21 protein-coding genes and 1 pseudogene are annotated in these 24,126 nt (G+C 68.1%); 10 read left to right on the forward strand and 12 right to left on the reverse strand.

Annotated elements, in window-relative coordinates; genetic code table 11:
* Positions 1-2 precede the first annotated feature (2 nt).
* Positions 3-1,577, reverse strand: a complete 1,575-nt coding sequence (locus ABZ471_RS18035; protein WP_359067563.1) for a globin domain-containing protein — start codon at positions 1,575-1,577, stop codon at positions 3-5.
* A 323-nt stretch (positions 1,578-1,900) separates the two neighbouring features.
* Positions 1,901-2,533, reverse strand: a complete 633-nt coding sequence (locus ABZ471_RS18040) for an HAD-IB family phosphatase (RefSeq protein ID WP_359067565.1) — start codon at positions 2,531-2,533, stop codon at positions 1,901-1,903.
* 149 nt (positions 2,534-2,682) lie between these two features.
* Between ABZ471_RS18040 and ABZ471_RS18045 the strand changes: the two genes are divergently transcribed.
* Positions 2,683-3,549 (forward strand): GNAT family N-acetyltransferase, encoded by an 867-nt coding sequence (locus ABZ471_RS18045; protein ID WP_359067568.1) that lies wholly within the window; start codon positions 2,683-2,685, stop codon positions 3,547-3,549.
* 73 nt (positions 3,550-3,622) lie between these two features.
* On the opposite strand, the gene ABZ471_RS18050 is transcribed toward ABZ471_RS18045, so the two are convergent.
* Positions 3,623-4,042, reverse strand: a complete 420-nt coding sequence (locus ABZ471_RS18050; RefSeq protein WP_359067570.1) for a heme-binding protein — start codon at positions 4,040-4,042, stop codon at positions 3,623-3,625.
* Positions 4,043-4,144: 102 nt separating this feature from the next.
* Complete coding sequence (locus tag ABZ471_RS18055) at positions 4,145-5,353, reverse strand: MFS transporter (RefSeq protein WP_359067572.1); 1,209 nt, start codon at positions 5,351-5,353, stop codon at positions 4,145-4,147.
* 143 nt (positions 5,354-5,496) lie between these two features.
* Here ABZ471_RS18055 and ABZ471_RS18060 point away from each other — a divergent pair, with 143 nt between their 5' ends.
* The gene (locus ABZ471_RS18060) at positions 5,497-5,955 is read left to right on the forward strand and encodes a MarR family transcriptional regulator (RefSeq protein WP_359067574.1); all 459 of its coding nucleotides are present in this window, start codon (positions 5,497-5,499) and stop codon (positions 5,953-5,955) included.
* Between the two features lie 9 nt (positions 5,956-5,964).
* Positions 5,965-6,417 (forward strand): GNAT family N-acetyltransferase, encoded by a 453-nt coding sequence (locus tag ABZ471_RS18065; protein WP_359067576.1) that lies wholly within the window; start codon positions 5,965-5,967, stop codon positions 6,415-6,417.
* Between the two features lie 56 nt (positions 6,418-6,473).
* Here ABZ471_RS18065 and ABZ471_RS18070 read toward each other — a convergent pair whose 3' ends face one another.
* Together ABZ471_RS18070 and dnaB are read right to left on the reverse strand one after the other, a co-directional pair.
* The gene (locus ABZ471_RS18070; RefSeq protein ID WP_359067578.1) at positions 6,474-7,862 is read right to left on the reverse strand and encodes a serine hydrolase domain-containing protein; all 1,389 of its coding nucleotides are present in this window, start codon (positions 7,860-7,862) and stop codon (positions 6,474-6,476) included.
* Between the two features lie 73 nt (positions 7,863-7,935).
* Positions 7,936-9,414: a replicative DNA helicase gene (dnaB, locus tag ABZ471_RS18075; protein WP_359067581.1), complete on the reverse strand. Its 1,479-nt coding sequence runs from the start codon at positions 9,412-9,414 to the stop codon at positions 7,936-7,938.
* A gap of 458 nt (positions 9,415-9,872) precedes the next feature.
* On the opposite strand from dnaB, the gene ABZ471_RS18080 reads away from it, so the two are divergent.
* Positions 9,873-11,210, forward strand: a complete 1,338-nt coding sequence (locus ABZ471_RS18080; RefSeq protein ID WP_359067583.1) for an MATE family efflux transporter — start codon at positions 9,873-9,875, stop codon at positions 11,208-11,210.
* Positions 11,211-11,328: 118 nt separating this feature from the next.
* Here the strand turns inward: ABZ471_RS18080 and rplI are convergent, their stop codons facing one another.
* The 4 genes from rplI to rpsF all read right to left on the reverse strand — a co-directional run bounded on the left by rplI (position 11,329) and on the right by rpsF (position 13,032).
* A complete protein-coding gene (gene rplI, locus ABZ471_RS18085; protein WP_359067585.1) occupies positions 11,329-11,775 on the reverse strand; it encodes a 50S ribosomal protein L9 in 447 nt (148 codons plus the stop codon).
* Between the two features lie 18 nt (positions 11,776-11,793).
* Positions 11,794-12,030, reverse strand: coding sequence for a 30S ribosomal protein S18 (rpsR, locus tag ABZ471_RS18090; RefSeq protein WP_003949403.1), 237 nt, complete (start codon positions 12,028-12,030; stop codon positions 11,794-11,796).
* A 57-nt stretch (positions 12,031-12,087) separates the two neighbouring features.
* Complete coding sequence (locus ABZ471_RS18095) at positions 12,088-12,666, reverse strand: single-stranded DNA-binding protein (RefSeq protein WP_359067587.1); 579 nt, start codon at positions 12,664-12,666, stop codon at positions 12,088-12,090.
* Positions 12,667-12,741: 75 nt separating this feature from the next.
* Positions 12,742-13,032 carry a 30S ribosomal protein S6 gene (rpsF, locus tag ABZ471_RS18100; protein WP_005482942.1) on the reverse strand — a complete coding sequence of 97 codons (291 nt, stop codon included), beginning with the start codon at positions 13,030-13,032 and terminating at the stop codon, positions 12,742-12,744.
* Positions 13,033-13,297: 265 nt separating this feature from the next.
* On the opposite strand from rpsF, the gene ABZ471_RS18105 reads away from it, so the two are divergent.
* From ABZ471_RS18105 to ABZ471_RS18115, 3 genes are all read left to right on the forward strand, one after another.
* The gene (locus tag ABZ471_RS18105) at positions 13,298-13,612 is read left to right on the forward strand and encodes a hypothetical protein (RefSeq protein ID WP_359067589.1); all 315 of its coding nucleotides are present in this window, start codon (positions 13,298-13,300) and stop codon (positions 13,610-13,612) included.
* Positions 13,613-13,790: 178 nt separating this feature from the next.
* The gene (locus ABZ471_RS18110) at positions 13,791-14,912 is read left to right on the forward strand and encodes a peptidoglycan bridge formation glycyltransferase FemA/FemB family protein (protein WP_359067592.1); all 1,122 of its coding nucleotides are present in this window, start codon (positions 13,791-13,793) and stop codon (positions 14,910-14,912) included.
* 83 nt (positions 14,913-14,995) lie between these two features.
* Entirely contained in the window at positions 14,996-16,027 is a 1,032-nt protein-coding gene (locus ABZ471_RS18115; protein WP_359067594.1) for an alanine racemase, read from the forward strand.
* 101 nt (positions 16,028-16,128) lie between these two features.
* Here ABZ471_RS18115 and ABZ471_RS18120 read toward each other — a convergent pair whose 3' ends face one another.
* On the reverse strand, positions 16,129-17,661 hold the full coding sequence (locus tag ABZ471_RS18120) for a glycosyltransferase 87 family protein (protein ID WP_359067596.1): 1,533 nt from the start codon (positions 17,659-17,661) through the stop codon (positions 16,129-16,131).
* A 129-nt stretch (positions 17,662-17,790) separates the two neighbouring features.
* Positions 17,791-20,052 (reverse strand): transglycosylase domain-containing protein, encoded by a 2,262-nt coding sequence (locus ABZ471_RS18125; protein ID WP_359067614.1) that lies wholly within the window; start codon positions 20,050-20,052, stop codon positions 17,791-17,793.
* 756 nt (positions 20,053-20,808) lie between these two features.
* Here ABZ471_RS18125 and ABZ471_RS18130 point away from each other — a divergent pair.
* The 3 genes and pseudogenes from ABZ471_RS18130 to ABZ471_RS18140 form a co-directional block, all read left to right on the forward strand.
* On the forward strand, positions 20,809-21,492 hold the full coding sequence (locus ABZ471_RS18130; protein WP_359067598.1) for a helix-turn-helix transcriptional regulator: 684 nt from the start codon (positions 20,809-20,811) through the stop codon (positions 21,490-21,492).
* Between the two features lie 43 nt (positions 21,493-21,535).
* Positions 21,536-22,618, forward strand: a complete 1,083-nt coding sequence (locus tag ABZ471_RS18135) for an inositol-3-phosphate synthase (RefSeq protein ID WP_359067600.1) — start codon at positions 21,536-21,538, stop codon at positions 22,616-22,618.
* A 112-nt stretch (positions 22,619-22,730) separates the two neighbouring features.
* Positions 22,731-23,987 (forward strand): annotated as a pseudogene (locus tag ABZ471_RS18140) (MFS transporter); the annotation flags it as partial.
* Positions 23,988-24,126: the final 139 nt, after the last annotated feature.

Here is a 24,126-nt window from a genome sequence, read left to right on the forward strand (position 1 = left end):
GGTCAGTTCCCGACGACGATCAGCTCCTCGACCGAGTCGTGCCGTATGCGGTCCGAGGGGATGCCGATGTCCCGCAGGGCGTCGACTCCGTTGCGGATCATCCCGGGCGGGCCCGAGAGATAGGCGTCGAACTCGTTCCAGGGCCCGTACTCCCGTATGGCGTCGGGAAGCTGGAGATGGGCCTGCTGGTCGATGATGGCCCGGACGGAGAGCCACGGATGGCTCTGCTGGAGCCTGAGCATGGTGTCGATGTCGTACAGGTCCTGGTCGGTGCGGGCGCCGTAGAACACCTCGACCGGACGACGGCGGCCGTGCTCGGCCACGTCCTCGACCAGGGCCTTGATGGGCGCTATGCCGGTGCCGCCACCCAGGCAGAGCAGCCCGCTGTCGCTGGTGTGGTCGACGGTCATCGAGCCGCCCGGCGGGCCCAGACGTATGACGTCTCCGGGCCGGGCGCGGTGCACCAGCGCGTTGGAGACCCAGCCGGCCGGAACGGCTTTCACGTGGAACGTCAGCAGACCGTCCGAGCGGGGCGCCGAGGCGAACGAGTAGTGCCGCCAGACCCGGGGCCACCAGGGCGTCTCCACGCTCGTGTACTGCCCGGCGAGAAAGGGATAGGGCTGGTCCGGGCGGACGGTGACGACCGCGACGTCGGAGGTCCTGAGGTCGTGCGCGACGACCTCGGCGTGCCACCAGGCGGGCGCACGTAGTTCGTCCACCGCCGCGGCGTCGATCATCACCTGGGAGATCGTCGTGTAGACCCGTACCCAGGCCGCCTCGGTCTCCGGATTCCAGAGGGCGGCAGCGTACTTGCTCAACGCGCCGATAAGGCATTCACCCACGGCCGGGTAGTGCTCGGCGCGTGTGCCGTACTTCCGGTGTCCACGGCCCAGGTTCTGCAGATAGTCGACGAGGACAGGCGTGTTGTCGACGTGCTCGGCGGCGGTCAGGAGGGCCTTCAGCAGTCGGTCCCGCTGGGTGTCCATCGCGGCCGGGAACAGCGGGCGCAGCTCGGGGTGGCGGACGAAGAGGAGCGCATAGAAATAGGAGGTCACCTTGTCGGCGACGGGGGCGATCTCGGCCATCGTGCGGCGGATGACAACCGCGTCCGGGGATCCCTCTTCGACGGTCGGACCGGGAGACGGAGCAGTGGGCGGGGCCGCGCGCTGGGCGGGCACGCGCTGTGGCTCGGTGGTCGCGGCGGCAGGAAGCCAAGGATCAAAAGCCGGGGCGGGCTCGGGCCTCGGCGGGCTCGGGGGGCCGGGTGGGACTGCTGCGGGAGCGCCAGGGGTGGGTCGTGCGCTGGGAGCGTCCCACGCCGGGCGGGCGGCGGAAGTGCCAGGAGCGGGGCCCACGGCGGGAGTGTCGGACGCGGGGCGTGCGACCGGGGCGTCCGGCGCGGGGCCTGCGGTGCCCTCCCGGTTCGGCCGGCCCACCGGGCGTACCACCGCGGGCCTGCGCCCCTCGGTCGTCTCCTCATCACCGTCGGGCGGGGTCGAAGGCAACTTCCGCGGCATGAACCAGCCGCCTCCGCCCGCTATGCCGTTCTCCCCCGACGTGGTGGTCGGAGCGTCCATGGTGCCCTCGCCTCGAACATCTTTCGGTCGGTCTGCACACCTCCTCCTCGGGAGGTGCCTGCTTTCCCCCGGCGGGCGGCCAGCCGTAGCACACTCTCCGCAGCATCCCATCCTGACCGGATGCCACGGCCGTATACCCGGAAACGCGGGTCTTCGATCTCTTCGTCCCGTTAGGCTGCCTGCCCTGCTCTCGGCCCGCACGGGATGCGTGGACTCCATCCCGGACGTGAACCGGAGTCGACCCTACCGGCCGTCGCCATGCACACAAGTCCCCCCTTGCTTCCCCATGGGACGGGCAAGGGGCGAACCATGAACTCCCTCAACTACCGGACGGGTGTCACCAATTCGTAGGCATCCCACAGATCCCGCCCGATGTAGGAGTAGGTGGCCAGTCCAGCCAGGTGGCCGTCCGCATTGACAGCGACGGAAACCGGTACAGCAGCAAAGAGCTCCTTGTCGGACAGTGAATCGCCGTAAGCGACACAGTCCGCCCGGCTCACACCGAACTCCTCGCAGAGCCGGTCAGCGATGGTCACCTTGGCCGCAGCGCTGAGCACCCCGGCCGGATCCACGGGCTCGGCGAACGGCACGGCGGGAAAACGCGAGCCATGGGCCGCGTGTGCGCCCCAGCCGAGGAGGCGTTCCACGAAGAAGGACGGTGAGAGGGACACCACCGCGCAGTAGTCGCCCGCACCTCTGATCGCCGCCCATACCTCACGGATCCGGGCCAGCCAGGGAGCCGCCTCAAAAGCCGCGCTCACATGCGCCTCGGTCAAATCCGCCCAGAGGTCGTACACCTGGGTCGCATACTGCGGTGGCCCTATCCTCCCCTCCGCGATCGCCCGGTCCAACGCCACCGTCTCAGCCTCCCTGCCCAATTGGCGGGAGATCTCCACGGGAGCGGTGGTGCCGTGCAGCAATGTGCCATCGAGATCGAAGAGATGGAGTCTCGCCATAGCCTGAGGCTAGTGGGCTTTCGATGTTTCACGTGAAACACCCCCTCCTGTTCACGACCTGTGGGATTGGCCACGACATGGCCAAAAGCGCCTGCGTCTGCATCGAAACAGGTGGACGCCGGGGGTGCCGGTCGGACAGCCTGACCTGCGTGCCGACTCCTTCCCTCGCTGCTCTGCCCATCCGTCGTCTCACGCTCCGCGATCTCACCGCCTGCGCCGACTTGTCCGAGGATCGGGGGTGGCCACGCGAGGAACACAAGTGGGGCTTCCTCCTCACGGCTGGGAAGGGGTATGGCATCGACGACCCCGATGGCGGGCTTGTCGCCGCGTGCGTCGTGACGGAGTACGGCGCCTGGGAGCGGTCCGACCTCGGCGCCATCGGCATGGTCCTGGTCGCCGGCCGTCACGCCCGCCGAGGTGTCGGACGCCGGCTGATGCGGCATGTCGTAGCCGCCATGGGCACCACACCGCTGACCCTGCACGCCACGCCCTACGGACGTCCTCTCTACGAAGAGTTGGGCTTCAAGGTCACGGGCCGGGCGGAGATGCTGAGAGGGCACTTCAGCCCTGGTGGGCCGGAACTCGGGGTGGCGACCCGTGCTGCCACCGCGGAGGACCTGCCCTCGATCCTCCGTCTCGACGAGGAGGTGTTCGGCGCCGACCGCACCCCCCTCATCACCCGCCTGCCCGCCTTCGCCGACCAACTGCGCGTGGCCGAGGAGGACGGCCGGATCGTCGGCTACACGGCCGCGTGGCCCAACATGGACACCCATGTCGTCGGCCCGTTGATCGCCCGGGACACCGCAACGGCTCAGGCCCTCATCGCCTCACTCGCGGCCCACACGGACCGGCCTCTGCGCACCGACATCGACGTACGCCACGAGGATCTGCTGGCCTGGGCCAAGGCACGGGGGCTGGCATCCGTGGCCTTCAACGCCGTCATGACCCACGGCATCACGGATCTGCCGGGGGACTGGAAGCGCCGGTTCGCGCCGCTGACGGTGGCCGCTGGCTGAGCCGTCGGGCGACACAACGCCGGCCCACCGCTCTCAAGGCGGGGCCGGCGTTGTCACGTCTCAGGGCGTGTGGTCAGGCGAGCCCCTGCACGGCCACAGTGGCAATGCCGTGGTCCTGGTCCGGTGCGCCGCCGCCGACGCCGATCGCGCCGATCAGACGGCCGTCCCGATGGACGGGGAGACCGCCTGCGATGAAGAGCAGGGGCCGGTCCAGAGCCGTGGGCAGCGTGTGGAAGAGGCCGCCGGGCTGAACGGCATCGACGAGGTCGGCCGTGGCCGCGTTCAGCTGTAGCGCGGTGTAGGCCTTGCGGGTGCTGGTCTCGCCGGAAATCAGCACGGCCCGGTCGTCCCGGCGGAAGGCGAGCAGGTGTCCGCCGGCATCCAGGACGGTGACGCTGACGGTGACCCCGGCCTCCTCGGCCGCGTGACGGGCCGTGGCGACGAGCAGTTCGGCGTCCTCGATGGTGAGCGGGGCGACGGTGGTGGTTCTCATGGAGCGTTCTCCTTGGTGCAGTAGTGCGGTGCAGTAGTGCGTGGGGTGTGCCGCACCGGCCGGGGGCGGCGTACGCCTTGGCGGCGGTCGGGGACGGCTGGCTCAGTGGTGGACGGCGGTCCGCTGCGCGGCGGGCGTTCCGGAGGCCACCACGGCGCTCCGTACGCTGTCGCGGCGCTCGAGGGCGGCGGAGAGGACGGCGAGGACCAGGGCGGCCGCGGCGAGGGCGGCGCCGACCCAGTTGGGGGCTGTGTAGCCGAAGCCGGCCGCGATCACCATGCCGCCGAGCCAGGCGGAGAGGGCGTTGCCGAGGTTGAAGGCGCCGATGTTCACGGCCGACGCGAGCGTCGGGGCGCCGTGAGCCTGGTCGAGCACGCGCTTCTGCAGCGGCGGGACGGTCGCGAAGCCGAGGGCACCGATCAGGGCGATGGTCACGGCGGCCGCGATCTTGTTGTGCGCGGTGATCGTGAACAGCGCGAGGACGACGGCCAGCGCGCCCAGGGAGACGTACAGCATCGGCATCAACGCGCGGTCGGCGGACCTGCCGCCGATGAGGTTGCCCCCGACCATGCCGAGGCCGAACAGGACCAGCAGCCAGGTGACCGACCCGTCGGCGAAGCCGGCGACGTGGGTCATCATCGGCGCGATGTAGGTGATGGCCGCGAAGACACCACCGAAGCCGAGCACGGTCATCGCCATGGCGAGCAGGACCTGGGTGTTCTTGAAGGCAGCCAGTTCATGGCGCAGATGCACGCCCTCCGGCCTGGGCATCTCGGGCACCAGCCTGGCGACACCGGCCAGGCCGACGACACCGAGAGCAGCGACGATGCCGAAGGTGACACGCCAGCCGACGCTCTGCCCGATGAGCGTGCCCAGCGGGACGCCGACGACATTGGCGACGGTCAGGCCGGTGAACATCATCGCGATGGCGCCGGCCTTCTTGTCGGGGGCCACCAATTCGGCCGCCACGACCGAGCCGATGCCGAAGAAGGCGCCGTGGGCGAGGGACGCGACCACCCGTCCGATCAGCATGATCCCGAAGGTGGGCGCCACGGCGGAGATCAGGTTTCCGACGATGAACAGGATCATCAGCATCATCAGCATCCGCTTGCGGGAGACCTTGGTGCCGAGCACGGTCATCAGCGGAGCGCCGATCACCACGCCGAGGGCGTAGCCGCTCACCAGCAGGCCCGCCGTGGGGATGGAAACCCCGAAGTCGCCCGCGACCTCGGGCAGCAGGCCCATGATCACGAACTCGGTCGTTCCGATTCCGAAGGCCCCGATCGCGAGGGCCAGAAGCGCGAGAGGCATGTGGGGGTACACCTTCCCAGAAGATTGCAGGAGCGCTTTACCTTTGTTCACAATAGTTGCAGACGCGGGCTACTTGCAAGCGGGGACTATTGCAGGAGTGCTCTACTCTGGATTCAGCCGCTCCGGGACGGAGGAAAACGCCAATGACAGCGACGGACCCCGCGCTCACCGCCCTCGCCCAGGGCTGGTGCGCCCTCTCTCTGCTGCACGGAAGGATCGAGGCGCACATCGAGCGCGCCCTGCAGGCCAAGCACGACCTGAGCGTCCGCGAGTACTCCCTGCTCGACGTGCTCAGCCGGCAGCACGAGGGCGAGGGCGGCCATCTACAGATGAAGCAGGTCGCCGATGCCGTCGTGCTCAGCCAGAGCGCCACCACGCGCCTGGTGACCCGCCTGGAGGACCGCGGCCTGCTGGAGCGCTACCTGTGCCCCACCGACCGTCGCGGCATCTACACCAACGTCACCGAGGCGGGCCTGCGACTGCTGGAGGAGGCACGGCCCACCAATGACGTCGCCCTGCGCGAGGCCCTGGACGATGCGGCCAGGAACCCCGAGCTGGCCCCGCTGGTACGGGTCGTGGAGTCCCTGAATGTGCCCGCATAGGGTGCGGCCATGGGAGATCTCGAAATACGCCGTGCGACCGCGGACGACCTGCCCGCGATCGTTGCCCTGCTCGCCGACGACCCCCTGGGCGCCCAGCGTGAGTCACCCGACGACCTGACGCCTTACCTGCCGGCCCTGGAGCGGCTGAACGCGGACCCGAACCAGCACCTCGTCGTGGCCGTGCGTGATGGCCGTGTCATCGGCACCCTCCAGCTGACCTTCATCCCCGGGCTCTCCCGCAAGGGGGCGACCCGCTCGATCATCGAGGGCGTCCGTATCCACGCCGACGAGCGTGGCAGCGGCCTGGGCACACACCTCATCGAATGGGCTGTCGAGGAATCCCGACGCCAGGACTGCCAGTTGGTGCAGCTGACCTCCGACACCAGCCGCACCGATGCCCACCGCTTCTACGAACGGCTCGGCTTCACCGCCTCGCACGTGGGTTTCAAGCTCCAGCTCTGAAACGGAGAGGGGCGGGTGTTTCACGTGAAACACCCGCCCTTCGTGCGATGCGTCGACTATTCCGCGATCCCCCGCCAGCCCTTGGGATCCACCCCACCGGGCACCTCGGCCCCCTCCTCGTACGGTTGCCGCGTGAACACGAACGACCCGAGGTCGAGATGGCTCACGGACCCGTCCGGGCGGCGAACGGCCCGCAGCAGCTCTCCGGCGTAGTAACCCTCCAGGCCCGTCCATGTTCCGTCTCCGTTCGAACGGAAGCGGGCCCGGCGACCACCGCCCGTCAGCGGTCCCAGCGTGAGGAGCCCGTCCGCCGTGACCCGCAGGCCGAAGGCATGCGTCCCCCAGTACCACTGCCCGGCCAACTCCAGCACGCCGCGGTCCACTTCACGCAGCGGACGCCACGGCTCGGGGATACGTGGTTCCGTCTCGGCGACGATACGGACGAGATCGGCCCCCACCGCTCCCAGCAACGGGCCACTGGTGCAGTTGGCCAGGACCACCGCCGCGACATCGTCTTCCACGCTGATGGTGAGGTTCGCGAGAAAGCCCGGAAGCGAGCCGGAGTGCCCGACGAGGAGCCTGCCGTCTCGCTGCTGGATCTGCAGGCCGAGGCCGTAGGTCGCCCCGTCCGCCACGTCCGCGGCCTCGGCAGGCGCCGCGGGTGTCCGCATCTCCCGCACCGACTCCGCGCTCAGCACCCGGTCGTCTCCCCCGGCCAGGAAGGCGGCGAACCGCGCAAGGTCCCCGGTGGTGGACCACAGCTGGCCGGCGGGGGCCATCCGGCCGAGATCCTCCAGCGGTTCGGGCAGCAGTGCGTCGGCCCAGGGATGCACCGCCCAGCCACCCGCATGCGGCGCCTCTGGCTGGGCGCTGGTGCGATGGAGGCCGAGCGGTTCGAGCACCTCGCTGCGCAGCACCTCCTCCCAGGGTGCGCCCCGAAGCTCCTCCACCAAGGCGCCGAGCAGCGTGTAGCCGGGATTGGAGTAATGGTGGCGACGGCCGACGGGGTGCAGAAGGGGCTGCTCGCCGAGGACATCGCTCAGCTCGGGGCGCAGCGAGCCCGGCGTCCGTTCCCACCAGGGAGCGGGTGACTCGGCCGCCAACCCGGCGGTGTGTGCGAGCAGTTCGGCGATCGTCGCCTCGCCGGCCCCGGTGCCCGGCAGATACTTCTCCAGGGGATCACCGAGATCGAGCACGCCCTCGTCACGCAGGCGCAGCACCAGGACGGCGGTGAACGTCTTGGTGATCGACCCGATCCGGTACTGCACGTTCTCGTCCGGTCCGTGTCCGTCCACGGAGGACCGCGCCCCGTGCCAGACGGCCCGCCCGTCGCGCACAACCGTGGCGACCAGCGAGGGCGCCCGGCCTTCGGCCTGAGCGACAGCGATCCGGTGCAGCAGCGCACGCCGAGTCCCCGGGAGCAGTTCTTCCTGAGATGTCGTCATGGGCCCAGTCCATCCGCTGGGGCGCCATGCGTCGAGTTCATTTCGCCGGAGATCGGACCGGGTCAGCTCTGGGTCAGGTCTGGGCCATGTCCACAAAGCGGGAATAGTGGCCCTGGAAAGCGACCGTGATCGTCGCCGTCGGGCCGTTACGGTGCTTGCCCACGATGATGTCCGCCTCGCCCGCCCGTGGCGACTCCTTCTCATAGGCGTCCTCGCGATGCAGCAGGATCACCATGTCGGCGTCCTGCTCGATGGACCCGGACTCACGCAGGTCGGACACCATGGGCTTCTTGTCCGTGCGCTGCTCGGGACCACGGTTGAGCTGCGAGAGCGCGATCACCGGTACCTCAAGCTCCTTGGCCAGGAGCTTGAGGTTTCGGGACATGTCCGAGACCTCCTGCTGCCGGCTCTCGGAACGCTTGGAGCCACCGGACTGCATCAGCTGCAGATAGTCGATGATCACGAGCTTGATGTCGTTGCGCTGCTTCAGCCGCCGGCACTTCGCACGGATCTCCATCATCGACAGGTTCGGCGAGTCGTCGATGTAGAGCGGTGCGGAGGACACCTCGGGCATCCGGCGCGCCAGGCGGGTCCAGTCCTCGTCCGTCATGGTGCCCGAGCGCATGTGGTGCAGGGCCACGCGCGCCTCGGCCGACAGCAGACGCATCGCGATCTCGTTGCGCCCCATTTCGAGGGAGAAGATGACGCTGGCCAGGTTGTGCTTGATCGACGCCGCGCGCGCGAAGTCCAGCGCGAGCGTGGACTTACCCATCGCGGGGCGGGCCGCGATGACGATCATCTGGCCCGGGTGCAGACCGTTGGTCAGGGAGTCGAGATCCGTGAAGCCGGTGGGCACGCCGGTCATCTCGCCGCTGCGCGAGCCGATCGCCTCGATCTCGTCGAGGGCGCCCTCCATGATGTCGCCGAGCGGGAGGTAGTCCTCGCTGGTGCGCTGCTCGGTGACCGCATAGATCTCGGCCTGGGCGCGGTTGACGATCTCGTCCACGTCGTCCTCGGCCGCGTATCCCATCTGCGTGATACGGGTGCCTGCCTCGACCAGACGGCGCAGGACCGCTCGCTCGTGGACGATCTCCGCGTAGTACTCGGCGTTCGCCGCCGTCGGCACGGTCTGGACGAGGGTGTGCAGATACGACGCCCCGCCGACCTTGTTGATCTCGCCACGCTTGGTGAGTTCCGCGGCGATGGTGATGGGGTCGGCCGGCTCGCCCTTGGCGTAGATGTCGAGGATCGCCTGGTAGATCGTCTCGTGCGCGGGCTTGTAGAAGTCATGGCCCTTGAGGATCTCGACCACGTCGGCGATGGCGTCCTTGGACAGCAGCATGCCGCCCAGGACGGACTGCTCGGCGTCCAGATCCTGCGGCGGGACCCGCTCGAAAGAGGAGCCCCCGCCGTCCCAGCCGCCGTTTTCCCGGCCCCGGTCGTGCTGTTCGTCACGACCCCGCCCGCCGTCGCTTCGCCGACGGGAGGCGGGCAGACGATCGCTGGGCCCGCTATCGGCCCACGGATCGTCCAAGGGCTCGGAAATGCTCACCGAGCCACCTCCTCCCGTCCGCACGGCGGACCTCGCCGTGCCCTCTGTTGTACGGCACGGCACTGACAAATAAGAGGCCCAACTCCGGTTCTGGCACGTCGGTTTTGTGACGTTTCCCGGGTCGAGGGAAGGAGCAGGCGCCGGACAACGGTAGGCCTGTCGGCACCGTCAGCCAATCTGGTTATCCACAGGCCATGTGGACGACGGCCCCGATGCTGTGGAGAACCCGCCGAAACCTGTGCACAGCCCGGTGGACAGCCCTGTGAACAAGCCCTCGATCTCGCCAGACACAACACCCTGACCTGCACCTTTACCGTCCACCGGCTGTGCAGAAGAAAAACTTCCCCAGTCGGACCAAGATCGCCTCGAACGGTGCGCGCATATGCACGGATCGAGAAAGGAGGTAAGGGTCACAACTCCATTGCATCTCTTACCTGTGGACGATTAGATTAGTGCTCATGACACAGGCTCCAGCGATCCCTCTGGCCACCCGACGACGGCACGACCGAGAGATCATCGCGCTGGCCGTCCCGGCCTTCGGTGCGCTTGTCGCGGAGCCTCTGTTCGTCATGGCGGACAGTGCGATCGTCGGCCACCTCGGGACCACTCAGCTCGCAGGCCTCGCCGTAGCCTCGGCCCTCCTCACCACCGCCGTGAGCGTCTTCGTCTTCCTCGCCTACGCCACTACGGCCGCCGTTGCCCGCCGCGTCGGCGCCGGTGATCTCCAGGCGGCCATCCGGCAGGGCATGGACGGCATCTGGCTCGCGCTGCTGCTCGGGATGGCGGTCATCGCCCTCGTCCTCCCTCTGGCCCCGGGCATCGTGGATGTCTTCGGCGCCTCGGCCACCGCGGCGCCCTACGCCACGACGTACCTGCGTATCTCTGCCCTCGGTATCCCGGCCATGCTGATCGTCCTCGCGGCCACCGGTGTGCTGCGTGGCCTCCAGGACACCAAGACCCCGTTGTATGTCGCCGTCGGGGGCTTCATCGCCAACGCCGGCCTCAACGCGGCACTCGTCTACGGCGCGGGACTCGGCATCGCAGGTTCCGCCTGGGGCACGGTCATCGCACAGTGCGGGATGGCAGCCGTCTATCTGACCGTGGTCGTACGCGGGGCCCGGCGGCATGGAGCCTCCCTGCGTCCGGACACCGCCGGTATCCGGGCCTCGGCACAGGCCGGAGTGCCCCTGCTGGTCCGCACGCTCTCGCTGCGGTCGATACTCATGATCGCCACGGCCATTGCGGCACGCCTCGGTGACGCCGACATCGCCGCCCACCAGATCGTCCTGTCTCTATGGAGCCTGCTGGCCTTCGTCCTCGACGCGATCGCGATTGCGGGACAGGCCATCATCGGCCGCTACCTCGGCGCGAACGATGTCCAGGGTGCCCGCCAGGCCTGCCGCCGCATGGTTCAGTGGGGCATCGCGACCGGTGTCCTACTCGGCGTACTCGTGGTGGCTGCGCGGCCGCTGTTCCTCCCGCTGTTCACCAGCGACTCCGTGGTCAAGGGCGCTGCACTCCCCGCACTGCTGGTCGTGGCTCTTTCCCAGCCCGTCTGCGGGATCGTCTTCGTCCTGGACGGTGTCCTGATGGGTGCCGGGGACGGGCCGTACCTCGCCTGGGCCATGGTGATGACCTTGGCGGTGTTCGCCCCGGTGGCCTTGCTCGTCCCCGCGCTGGGCGGTGGACTCACTGCACTGTGGGTGGCCATGACGCTCATGATGACGGTCAGGATGCTGACCCTCTGGCTGCGCACCCGGTCGGGCCGCTGGATCGTGACGGGTGCGACGCGCTGACCGTTTCACGTGAAACACGAGCATGCCGTAGCGGCCCACGACATGAGAAAGGGGCCGCACCCCGTCAAGGGTGCGGCCCCTTTCACCGGCTCAAGCGAGCACAGCGATCACGCGGCGATCAGGCCGCGACGACCTCGATGTTGACCTTGGCGGCAACCTCGGGGTGCAGACGCACGGACGTCTCGTGGGCGCCCAGGGTCTTGATCGGGGAGGACAGCTCGATGCGACGCTTGTCGACCTCGGGGCCACCGGAAGCCTTGATCGCGGAAGCGATGTCGGCCGGGGTGACGGAACCGAAGAGACGGCCGGCGTCGCCGGAGCGGACGGCCAGACGGACCTTCACGCCCTCGAGCTGGGCCTTGACCTGGTTGGCCTGCTCGATGGTCTGGATCTCGTGGATCTTGCGGGCGCGGCGGATCTGCGCGACGTCCTTCTCGCCACCCTTGGTCCAGCGGATAGCGAACTTCCGCGGGATGAGGTAGTTGCGAGCGTAACCGTCCTTGACGTCGACGACGTCGCCCGCGGCACCGAGGCCGGAGACCTCGTGGGTGAGGATGATCTTCATGAGTCGGTCACCCTTCCCTTATCGCGCGGTGGACGTGTAGGGCAGCAGCGCCATCTCACGGCTGTTCTTGACGGCCGTGGCGACGTCACGCTGGTGCTGCGTGCAGTTGCCGGTCACGCGGCGGGCACGGATCTTGCCGCGGTCGGAAATGAACTTCCGCAGCATGTTCGTGTCCTTGTAGTCCACGTACGTGACCTTGTCCTTGCAGAATGCGCAGACCTTCTTCTTCGGCTTGCGCACAGGCGGCTTCGCCATGGTGTTTCTCCTGTGTGATCAAGAAGTTTGGGTACGACCCGCCCTCGGTCCGAGGACCTAGAAGGGGGGCTCGTCCGAGTAGCCGCCGCTGCCGCCAGAGCCTCCGCCCCAGCCGCCGCCACCCTGGTTGCCACCGGCGGGAGCGCCGGTCGCCCAGGGGTCGTCGGCAGGAGCGCCGCCCTGCTGCTGGCCGCCGCCGGAGCCTCCGCCCCAGCCGCCGCCCTGCTGCTGGCCGCCGCCGTTGTAACCGCCCTGGCCACCGCGAGCGCCACCGGCGGTCTTGGTGACCTTGGCCGTGGCGTTGCGCAGGCTGGCGCCGACTTCCTCGACGTCCAGTTCGTAGACCGTGCGCTTGACGCCCTCACGGTCCTCGTAGGACCGCTGCTTCAGCCGGCCCTGCACGATGACGCGCATGCCTCGCTGGAGCGACTCCGCGACGTTCTCCGCCGCCTGACGCCAGACCGAGCAGGTCAGGAAGAGGCTCTCGCCGTCCTTCCACTCGTTCGTCTGGCGGTCGAAGGTGCGGGGAGTGGACGCGACGCGGAACTTCGCGACCGCCGCACCGGACGGGGTGAAGCGCAGCTCGGGGTCGTCGACAAGATTGCCGACGACCGTGATGACGGTCTCGCCTGCCATGGGGGAACCTCTCGGCGGGTTTGCTGCTGGCTGCTTGCTGCTACTCGAATCCCGAGATCAGCTGAGCGGGAAAGCTCAGTGGGTCTCGGGGCGGAGGACCTTGGTCCGGAGGACCGACTCGTTCAGGTTCATCTGGCGGTCGAGCTCCTTCACGACCGCAGGCTCGGCCTGCAGGTCGATGACCGAGTAGATGCCCTCGGGCTTCTTCTTGATCTCGTACGAGAGACGACGACGGCCCCAGGTGTCGACCTTCTCCACCTTGCCGTTGCCCTCACGGACGACGGAGAGGAAGTTCTCGATCAGGGGGGCGACAGCGCGCTCCTCCAGATCGGGGTCGAGGATGACCATCACCTCGTAGTGACGCATGTGGAACCCACCTCCTTTGGACTCAACGGCCACGGTCGTTCCGTGGCAGGAGGGTTGTGATGCGTACGCAACGGTATCGGCCGCCACTGACAATCGGGGGTTCCCGCCGGGATTCCCCGCAGCGGCCTGGGCAGACACCGGTGCAGACGTTACAGAGTACCCGCACACGCGCTTCCGGTTGAAATCCGGCGGCGGGGGCCCTTCAATCTGTACACATCGGGTGTGTATGGCGCTACAGTGCGCCGCGATCCGCAGGAGGTGCCTCATGGCACAGGCATTGCGACCCAACACCGCCGGTTCCTTCTTCGCCACCGACGGCAAGTCCCATCCGCTCCAGGACACGCTGATGGTGGCGACGCTGGTCCTCGGTGTGCTGGCCTTCGCCACGTCTTTCTTCGGCGGTCTTCATCTGCTCACGTCCTGGGCCGGCCTGCTGGGGATCCTCACCGGCATGTACGGGCAGTGGGTCTCGGAGACCACGCGGCAGCGGACCGGCCTGATCCTGGGTCTCGGTGCCTCGGGAGTCGGCTTCATGATCGGTATGGCGCACGGAGGGCTGTTCGGCGGGCTCATCGGCTGACCGCCGGGACCGTCGCCCCGCCCCCTCCCCGACACCCCTGAAGCGCCCCCGCGACCCGACGCCGGGGCGAAGGTGCCGTATGCCCCAGTCGGGGCGCTCGCAAGGCGCAGTAGGCTTCGGCGCGAGAGCCGGAGCCCCTGTACCCATGGGGACACACCAGCCCGAGGAGCGCCCCGACATGAGCCTGACCCTGAGGACCATCAGCCGCGAGCAGCATCTGGCGTACATCCAGAGCCTGCCGTCGGCGAGCCACATGCAGGTCCCGGCCTGGGCAGATGTGAAGGCGGAGTGGCGCTCGGAGAGCCTCGGCTGGTTCGACGAGCGCACCGGCGAGATGGTCGGTGCGGGCCTGGTCCTCTACCGCCAGCTGCCCAAGATCAAGCGCTACCTCGCCTATCTTCCCGAGGGTCCGGTCATCAACTGGTTCGCGCCGAACCTGGACGACTGGATCCAGCCGATGCTGGCCCACCTCAAGCAGCAGGGCGCCTTCTCCGTGAAGATGGGCCCGCCGGTGATCATCCGCCGCTGGAACGCGGAGACCATCAAGAGGGGTATCCAGAGCCCGGATGTGAAGCGCCTGCGCGACATGGAGGCCGACTTCATCGAGCCGCGCGCCTTCGAGGTGGCCGACAAGCTGCGCCGCATGGGCTGGCAGCAGGGGGAGGACGGCGGCGCCGGCTTCGGCGACGTGCAGCCCCGCTACGTCTTCCAGGTGCCACTGGCCAACCGCTCCCTCGAAGAGGTCCACAAGAACTTCAACCAGCTCTGGCGACGCAACATCAAGAAGGCCGAGAAGGCCGGCGTCGAGGTCGTCCAGGGCGGCTACCAGGACCTCGCCGAGTGGCAGCGGCTGTACGAGATCACGGCCGTGCGCGACCACTTCCGGCCCCGCCCGCTGTCGTACTTCCAGCGCATGTGGACGGCCCTCAACACCGAGGACCCCAACCGCATGCGGCTGTACTTCGCGCGCCACAACGGTGTGAACCTGTCCGCCGCGACCATGCTGATCGTCGGCGGCCACGTCTGGTACTCCTACGGCGCCTCCGACAACATCGGCCGCGAGGTCCGGCCCTCGAACGCCATGCAGTGGCGGATGCTGCGCGACGCCTACGCGCTCGGCGGCACCGTCTACGACCTGCGCGGCATCTCCGACTCGCTGGACGAGACGGATCACCTCTTCGGCCTGATCCAGTTCAAGGTCGGCACCGGTGGCCAGGCCGCCGAGTACCTGGGCGAGTGGGACTTCCCGCTGAACAAGCTGCTCCACAAGGCGCTCGACATCTACATGTCGCGCCGCTGAGCCACGGGCGCCTGATCCCCTAGCCTTCACAGCAGTCACACCTCTGACACACCGCAGCCACGAGAAAGGTTCCAGGTCCGGCCATGGCGCTCACGCTCTACGTCGACACCGCGCGCTGGCGGGCGCACCACAAGCACGTGCAGGAGCAGTTCCCGGGCCTCGTCCCGGTCTGCAAGGGCAACGGCTACGGGTTCGGGCACGAACGCCTCGCGGAGGAGGCCACCCGGCTGGGCTCGGACATCCTCGCCGTCGGCACCACGTACGAGGCCGCGCGCATCAAGGACTTCTTCGGCGGTGACCTGCTGGTGCTCACGCCGTACCGGCGCGGCGAGGAACCCGTCCCGCTGCCGGACCGGGTGATCCGGTCGGTGTCGTCGGTCGACGGCGTGTACGGCCTCGTGGGCGCCCGTGTCGTCATCGAGGTGATGTCCTCGATGAAGCGGCACGGCATCAGCGAGCAGGACCTGCCGCAGCTGCACGCCGCCATAGAGAACGTCCGGCTGGAGGGCTTCGCCATCCACCTGCCGCTGGACCGCACCGACAGCTCGGACGCCGTCGAGGAGGTCATCGGCTGGATGGACCGGCTGCGCGCGGCCCGGCTGCCGCTGCACACCCTGTTCGTCAGCCACCTCAAGGCCGAGGAACTCATCCGGCTCCAGCAGCAGTTCCCGCAGACCCGGTTCCGCGCCCGCATCGGCACCCGGCTCTGGCTGGGGGACCACGAGGCCACCGAGTACCGAGGCGCGGTCCTGGACGTCACACGTGTGGCCAAGGGCGACCGATTCGGCTACCGGCAGCAGAAGACGGCCTCTGACGGCTTCCTGGTGGTCGTGGCGGGCGGTACCTCGCACGGCGTGGGCCTGGAGGCCCCGAAGGCCCTGCACGGCGTCATGCCGCGCGCCAAGGGCGTCGCACGGGCCGGCCTCGCCACGGTCAACCGGAACCTTTCTCCGTTCGTCTGGGGCGGCAAGCAGCGCTGGTTCGCCGAGCCGCCGCACATGCAGGTGTCGATCCTGTTCGTGCCCTCCGACGCGCCCGAGCCGAAAGTCGGTGACGAGTTGGTGGCCCATCTGCGGCACACCACCACGCAGTTCGACCGGATCATGGACCGCTAGTCCGGGCTGCCGAAACGAAAAGGCCGTACACGAACCGCTCGTGTACGGCCTTTTTCATGCCCGACGAGAGGCTGCCGAGGAGCCGCCGAGGGGGTGTTCGCTCAGAGCGAACGGTCCTCGTGGGGCGGTAGTTCCGGCCTTCCCCAGTCCACCTGAGGCGCGTCGAAGTAGGCGGCGTGCCGTGGGGGATGGGCCGCCGCGCCCAGCACGAAGACGTCCTCCGTGCCGTCGAGGACTCCACCCGAGGGGTCGTCGTCCCCGGACCGGCGCACCACGTCCCGCTCAGGCATGAGGATGTCGCGTACGACGACGGCGCACAGGTACAGCGTGCCCAACAGGTGCACCGCGATCGCCCAGTGGTAGCCCTGCGTCGGTAGACCCTTGTGAGCGTCCCCGCTGGTCGTGTAGGCGAGGTACAGCCAGATGCCCAGGAAGTACGCCACCTCGCACGCCTGCCAGATCAGGAAGTCCCGCCACTTGGGCCGGGCGAGGACCGCCAGCGGCACCAGCCACAGGACGTACTGCGGGGAGTAGACCTTGTTGGTGAGGATGAACGCCGCGACCATCAGGAAGGCGAGCTGGGCGAAGCGCGGCCGGCGCGGGGCGGTGAGCGTCAGCGCCGAGATACCGAGGAAGCACAGCACCACCAGCCCGGTGGCAGCGGTGTTCACGAAGTCAGTGGTGGGCGGGTGGCTGGAGTTCTGTGCCCAGATCAGCCAGAAGGAGCCGAAGTCGACGCCCCGGTCATGGCTGAACGAGTAGAACTTCGACCAGCCCTGGAAAGCGAAGATCATCACCGGCACGTTCACGACGAGCCAGGCGACGACGGCTCCGGCCGTGGCCTGGAAGAACTCCCGCCACTTGCCGGCCCGCCAGCACAGGACGAGCAGCGGGCCGAGCAGAAAGACCGGATAGAGCTTCGCGGCCGTGGCGAGCCCCAGGAGGACTCCGAAGGCCAGGGCACGGCCCCGCGACCACATCAGCATCGCCGCGGCCGTCAGGGCCACCGCGAGCAGGTCCCAGTTGATGGTGGCCGTGAGGGCGGCTGCGGGCGCCAGAGCGACCAGCAGGCCGTCCCAGGGGCGACGGCGGTGGGTGCGGGTCACGCAGACGGCGATGACGGCCGCACAGACCATCAGCATCCCGGCGTTGGCGAACCAGTACCACTGCTCCTGGTGCTGGATGGTGCCGCTGCCCGGTGTGAGCCAGGCGGCCACCTCCATGAACACACCGGTCAGCACCGGGTATTCGAGGTAGTCCATGTCGCCGGGGAGCTTGTCGAAGTACGGCACCAGCCCGTCGGCGAAACCGCGCCCCTGGTAGAGGTGCGGGATGTCCGAATAGCAGGCGTGCGTGTACTGCGAGCTGGCGCCGAAGAACCAGCCGCTGTCGTAGCAGGGCGCCTTCTGGACGAGGCCGAGCGCGAACATGCCGATCGCGACGATCGTGATGACCCGCACGGGTGTCCACCAGGACGTCCCGAGCAGGGCACGGCGCCCGATGGGGCCCCCGATCAGCTCACTCCCGGCCGCGGCGACCTCGTCCTCCCTGGTCGGCCGCACCTGTTCCGCACCGGCGGGCCGCACAGGCTCGGGCTCGTGCATGCTCGCGGGCGTCATCTCTGCACTGGGCATGGGCCACATCCTGCCGTACCTGCCTAGGAACACGCCGAGGGCCGCCGCACCTCGTGGGTGCGGCGGCCCTCGTTTCACGTGAAACACCCTTGGCGGACGATATGCCCGCCAACCGGTCAGACTGCCTGGCTAGCCATTCTGACCTGCGAAGATGCCTCCGTTTCCGTTACCTCTGCTGTTGCCCGTGCCGGTGGTATCAGTGACGGTCGGCGTGGGTGTCGTCCCTCCGCCCGTACCACCGGTGCCGGTCCCGCCGTTGCCGTTGCAGCTGTTGCCCCAGCCGAACTGGCAGGACTCGCTCGGCGTCGGAGACGGGGACGTTTCCGTCACGCTCGGCGTCGGGCTCGGCGAGTTGCTGGGCGTCTGGCTCGGCGTGATGGTGACCGACGGGGTCGGGGAAGGCGCCCCCGCCTCGTCCTGGATCTCACCGATCTTCTCGGCGTCCGGGAAGCCGAGGTCGTTCGCGTTCTTCAGCGCGGCCCCCATGTACTCGGTCCACACCAGCGTCGGGATGTCACCACCGTGGATGGAGTCCTTGCCCGCCGTGCCGTTCATGGAGAGCAGCTCGTGGTCCTTGGGGTTCTCACGGAACATCGCCACCGAGGTCGACAACTGCTGGGTGTAGCCGACGAACCAGGCCGACTTGTTCTTGTCGGTGGTACCCGTCTTGCCCGCCACGGTGCGGCCCAGGGCCTTGGCGTTCGTAGCCGTACCGTTCTGGACGACGTTCTCCAGGACATCCGTGATGTTGTTGGCGATATTCGCGTCCATCGCCTGCTTGACCTTGGGCTTGCTGAAGCCGGGCTGGTCCTCGCCGTCCTTCTTGACAGCCGTCACCGAGTACGGATCCGCCTGCCTGCCGGACGACGCGAAGGTCGCGTAGGCGTCGGCCATGCGGATCGCGCTGGGAGTCGAGGTACCGATGGCGAACGACGGGTTGAGGTCCTGCGACATGCTCTGGTCGAGAATGCCGGCCGATCGCGCGACATCCCGGACCTTCGACATGCCGACATCGACGCCCAGCTGCACGAAGGGTGTGTTGATGGACTGCTCCATCGCCTTCCGCAGGGAGATGTACCCCCACTTGTGAGGGCTCTCGTTGTTCTGGAAGAACGTCGAGTTGTCCTTGTTGAGGTAGTACGTCCCGTCCGGCTTCATGACCTTGAGATGGTCGTTGCCGTTGTACTTGCTCAGCTGCGAGACGCCGACCCCGTCGGACTTGTACGTGCCGTACTCCATGGCCGCGGCCAGCACGAACGGCTTCCACGTCGAACCGACGGGGACACCCGAGGTGTCGGCGTTGTTGGTGAAGTGGCCGTTCTCATAGCCGTCACCGCCGTAGAGGGCGACGATCGCACCGTCCCTGGGTACCACCGACGCCGCACCGAACTGAACGTACTTGTCGAGGTCGCGCTTCGGGTTGAGCCGCTCCTTCTGGATCTTCTTCACGGCCGCGCTCAGCGCGTTGACCTTGTCCTTCTTGAAGGTCGTGTAGATCTGGTAGCCGCCCTTGTCGAACTCCGCCTCCGTGATGTCGGAGTGGGCGAGGACGTACTTCTTCGCCGTGTCGGCCAGGTAGCTGATCTGGCCGGTCATGCCCTTGGTCGCCTTGCGGCCCTGGGGCGTGGGGTACTTCGCGACGGCCTTCTGGTAGTCGGCATCGGAGAGGTGCTTGTCCTTGTGCATCTCGCCGAGGATCCAGCCCCAGCGCTCCTGGGAACGCTGACGGTTGGCACCCGGGGTCGCCGTCTTGTCGAGGTCCGCGTTACCGGCCGGGTCGTAGTACGTCGGGCCCTTCAGCAGCGCCGCGAGGAAGGCGCACTGGCTCGGCTTGAGGTTGACTGCGTCGACGCCGAAGTAGGTCTGCGCGGCAGCCTGGATGCCGTAGGCACCCCGGCCGTAGTACGAGGTGTTGAGGTAGCCCTGCAGGATCTGCGGCTTCTTGAGCTTCGTCCCGACCTTTATGGAGATGAACATCTCCTTGAACTTGCGGGTGACGGTCTGGTCCTGGCTGAGGTAGGTGTTCTTGACGAACTGCTGGGTGATGGTCGAACCACCCTGCGTCTGACCCCCTCGCGCCATGTTGGCCAGGGCCCGTGCGATGCCCATGGGGTCGACGCCCGAGTCCTGGTAGAAGCTCTTGTTCTCGGCCGAGATCACGGCCCACTGCATGGCCTCGGGGATCTTGTCGATGGTGACGTTCTGGCGGTTGACGCCCGTGCCCGTAGCCACCATCTGGCTGTTGTCGGCCCAGTAGTAGACGTTGTTCTGCGACTTGGCGGCGAGATTCTCGCTGGGGATCTGCACCATCGCGAACCCGATGCCGACGATGGCGACCAGACAGCCGACGAAGCCGATGAACAGTCCCGAGACGAGCTTCCAGGACGGCACCCAGCGCTGCCAGCCGTACTTGCCCGCCCGGGGGTAGTCGATGAACCGCTTCTTGCCGGGCGCTGTCGCCGCGCGGCCTCTGCCGCGCCCAGGACCGGTCGGCCCGCCGGGACCACGCCGGCCGCCCGGACCTCCGTTGTCGGCGGTCCGACGTCGGCCGCTGCCTCTCTGCGCCGCCCGGCGGGCGTCGGCGCGGCCGCTGTAGGGGCGCTCTTCACCTCCCGAGCCGTCGGAGTCCGACCCATGGGAACTGGAACCATAGGAGTCGGCAGAAGACCCGGTGGCGCCTCGCGGTGTCGCACGGCGGCCGGAGGACGAGCCGGACTGGCCGCGTCGGGCCGCGGCACGTCCGCCTCCCTGCGGCTGCGGCGGTTTGCGACGGTGCTCGCTCATCGAACGATTACTCCTCGGGCAGGCGCACCCGTGCGCGCCTGGAAACGGCGGCTGGTTTCCGGTCCCCCCGAAGTACGGATGTGGTCGGTTCCGCATTCACCCGTACTGCACCGGGGACGACGACGCCCCCCGGCGTCACTTGGTTCCCGGTGATGTGCATGCCGCACAGACTACGCACCACCAAAACCTACCGAGTCCCGAAGTTCACCCCAAAACAGGCAACTTGCCTCCTACGAATCAGTGATGTGATCCCGTTCACCGTCCTTCCTCTTGTCGCATAGGCAAGGCCGTTCTATCGTGCTGATGTATCGAATCGATACATCAGCATGAGATAAAGACGCTGCGGACCGAGAGGAGGCGCTCATGAGCCGGCGTTCCGGCATCCTTGAGTTCGCCGTACTCGGGCTGCTGCGCGAGTCCCCGATGCACGGCTATGAGCTGCGCAAACGACTCAACACGTCACTGGGTGTGTTCCGGGCGTTCAGCTACGGGACCCTCTACCCCTGCCTCAAGACGCTGGTCGCCAACGGCTGGTTGATCGAGGAACCGGGCAGCACCCATGAGGACGCCCTCGCCGCTCCGCTCGCCGGACGCCGCGCGAAGATCGTCTACCGGTTGACGACGGACGGTAAGGAGCACTTCGAGGAGCTGCTCTCGCAGACCGGTCCCGACGCCTACGAGGACGAGCACTTCGCCGCACGATTCGCCTTCTTCGGGCAGACGTCGCGCGATGTGCGCATGCGCGTGCTGGAGGGCCGGCGCAGCCGCTTGGAAGAGCGCCTGGAGAAGATGCGCGCCTCTCTGGCACGCACGCGGGAGCGCCTCGACGACTACACGCTTGAGCTCCAGCGCCACGGGATGGAGTCCGTGGAGCGCGAAGTGCGCTGGCTGAACGAGCTCATCGAGAGCGAGCGGGCCGGGCGGGACCTGAGGGGTTCCGCATCCGGGGGGTCCGCTCAGCAGGACACCACATCTGGAGCGACGGGCGGCCTGCCCCGTCCCGGGGACACCCCCCGGACGGATACGCCCGGCGACACCGCCACGTGAGACCCGCTCAGGGCCTCACTCGTACACACAGGGAGCAACCGGAATGGGTTCGGTTCGCGTAGCCATCGTCGGCGTCGGCAACTGCGCCGCGTCGCTGGTGCAGGGCGTCGAGTACTACAAGGACGCCGACCCGGCGTCGAAGGTCCCCGGCCTGATGCACGTGCAGTTCGGTGACTACCACGTCGGTGACGTCGAGTTCGTCGCCGCCTTCGACGTCGACGCCAAGAAGGTCGGTCTTGACCTCGCGGACGCCATCGGCGCCTCGGAGAACAACACCATCAAGATCGCCGACGTCCCGAACACCGGCGTCACGGTCCAGCGCGGCCACACCCTCGACGGTCTCGGCAAGTACTACCGCCTCACCATCGAGGAGTCCGCCGAGGAGCCGGTCGACGTCGTCCAGATCCTCAAGGACAAGCAGGTCGACGTTCTCGTCTGCTACCTGCCCGTCGGCTCCGAGGACGCGGCGAAGTTCTACGCCCAGTGCGCCATCGACGCCAAGGTCGCCTTCGTCAACGCCCTTCCGGTCTTCATCGCCGGCACCAAGGAGTGGGCGGACAAGTTCACCGAGGCGGGCGTCCCGATCGTCGGCGACGACATCAAGTCCCAGGTCGGCGCCACCATCACGCACCGCGTCATGGCGAAGCTGTTCGAGGACCGTGGCGTGCGCCTGGAGCGCACGATGCAGCTGAACGTCGGCGGCAACATGGACTTCAAGAACATGCTCGAGCGTGACCGCCTCGAGTCCAAGAAGATCTCCAAGACGCAGGCCGTCACCTCGCAGATCCCCGACCGGGACCTCGGCGAGAAGAACGTCCACATCGGCCCGTCCGACTACGTCGCGTGGCTCGACGACCGCAAGTGGGCGTACGTCCGCCTCGAGGGCCGTGCCTTCGGTGACGTCCCGCTGAACCTGGAGTACAAGCTCGAGGTCTGGGACTCCCCGAACTCGGCCGGCATCATCATCGACGCCCTGCGCGCCGCGAAGATCGCCAAGGACCGCGGCATCGGCGGCCCGATCCTGTCCGCGTCCTCGTACTTCATGAAGTCCCCGCCGGTCCAGTACTTCGACGACGAGGCCCGCGAGAACGTCGAGAAGTTCATCCGCGGTGAGGTCGAGCGCTAGCTCGACGCAGAGCGGTGCACTGAACGCACCGCAGAGAACGCTCCTGCCAGGGCTGTGAGGGTCCCCGGGTTTCCTGACCCGGGGACCCTCTGCATATGTGAGGCTGTGCCTCATGCCCGTCGTCCGTGACCTGCGCGTCCTGCTGCGCCTGCGGGACTTCCGACGCCTGCTGTACGTCCGTCTTCTCTCGCAGGGCGCCGACGGCGTCTACCAGGTCGCGCTCGCCGCGTACGTCGTCTTCTCCCCGGAGAAACAGACCTCCCCCACGGCCATCGCCTCAGCGATGGCCGTCCTGCTGCTGCCCTACTCACTGGTCGGCCCCTTCGCGGGCGTCCTGCTGGACCGCTGGCGGCGGCGCCAGGTCTTCGTCTACGGAAACCTGCTGCGCGCGCTGCTGGCGGCGGCCACCGCCGTACTGATGGTCAGCCATGTGCCGGACTGGCTTTTCTATGTCTCCGCGCTGTGCGTCACGGCCGTCAACCGCTTCGTCCTCGCCGGCCTGTCCGCCTCTCTGCCTCGTGTGGTCGACGCCGAGCGCCTGGTGATCGCCAACTCCCTGTCCCCGACGGCCGGAACGCTCGCCGCGACCGCCGGCGGCGGCCTCGCCTTCGCCATCCGGCTCGTGGCATCGGGATCCGATGCCGCTGTGGTCCTGTTCGGCGCCTGCCTCTATCTCTGCGCCGCTCTGACCTCACTGACCATGGCACCCGCGCTGCTCGGCCCCGACCAGACGTCGAAGCGGCCCCATCTGCGGACCGCGTTCGCCGACACCGCGCGCGATCTGGTCGCGGCCATCCGTCATCTGGCCGAGCCCCGGCGCCGGGAAGCGGCCGCGGCGCTGGCCGCAATGACACTGATGCGCTTCTGCTACGGCGCCCTCCTCGTTCTGCTGCTCATGCTGTGCCGGTACGCCCTCTCCTCGACCCCCGACGAAGGACTCCGTCTGCTCGGGTTCGCGCTGGCCGCATCCGGCGCGGGCTTCTTCGCGGCCGCCGTGGTGACACCGGGCGCGGTGGGACGCCTCGGCCCCAGCCGCTGGATCGTGGTCTGCTCCGGCGCGGCCACGGTTCTCGAACCCGCACTCGGCCTGCCCTTCGCCATCGGCCCTCTGCTCGTCGCAGCCTTCATCCTGGGTCTGATCACCCAGGGCGCCAAGATCGCCACGGACACGATCGTCCAGTCGTCGGTCGAGGACGGCTTCCGCGGCCGGATCTTCTCCGTGTACGACGTCCTCTTCAACGTCGCCTTCGTGGGTGCAGCCGGAGTGGCCGCCCTGATGCTTCCACCGGACGGCCGGTCGGTGGTGCTGGTCGTGCTCGTCGCCCTGATCTATGGCGGGGTCGCTGTGGCCATGGCCCGGTACGAAAGACACCGGGACAGCAACGGGGGCGATGTTTCACGTGAAACATCGCCCCTTCGAGGCGTACTGCCGGCCCTACGGCGGCAGCCTGGTCGGCATGCTGGCGGCCACGGGTCTGATCGTCCACGAACTCGGCGGGCAGTCCGTC

The organism is Streptomyces sp. NPDC005728 (assembly GCF_040630895.1).
Lineage (GTDB): Bacteria > Actinomycetota > Actinomycetes > Streptomycetales > Streptomycetaceae > Streptomyces.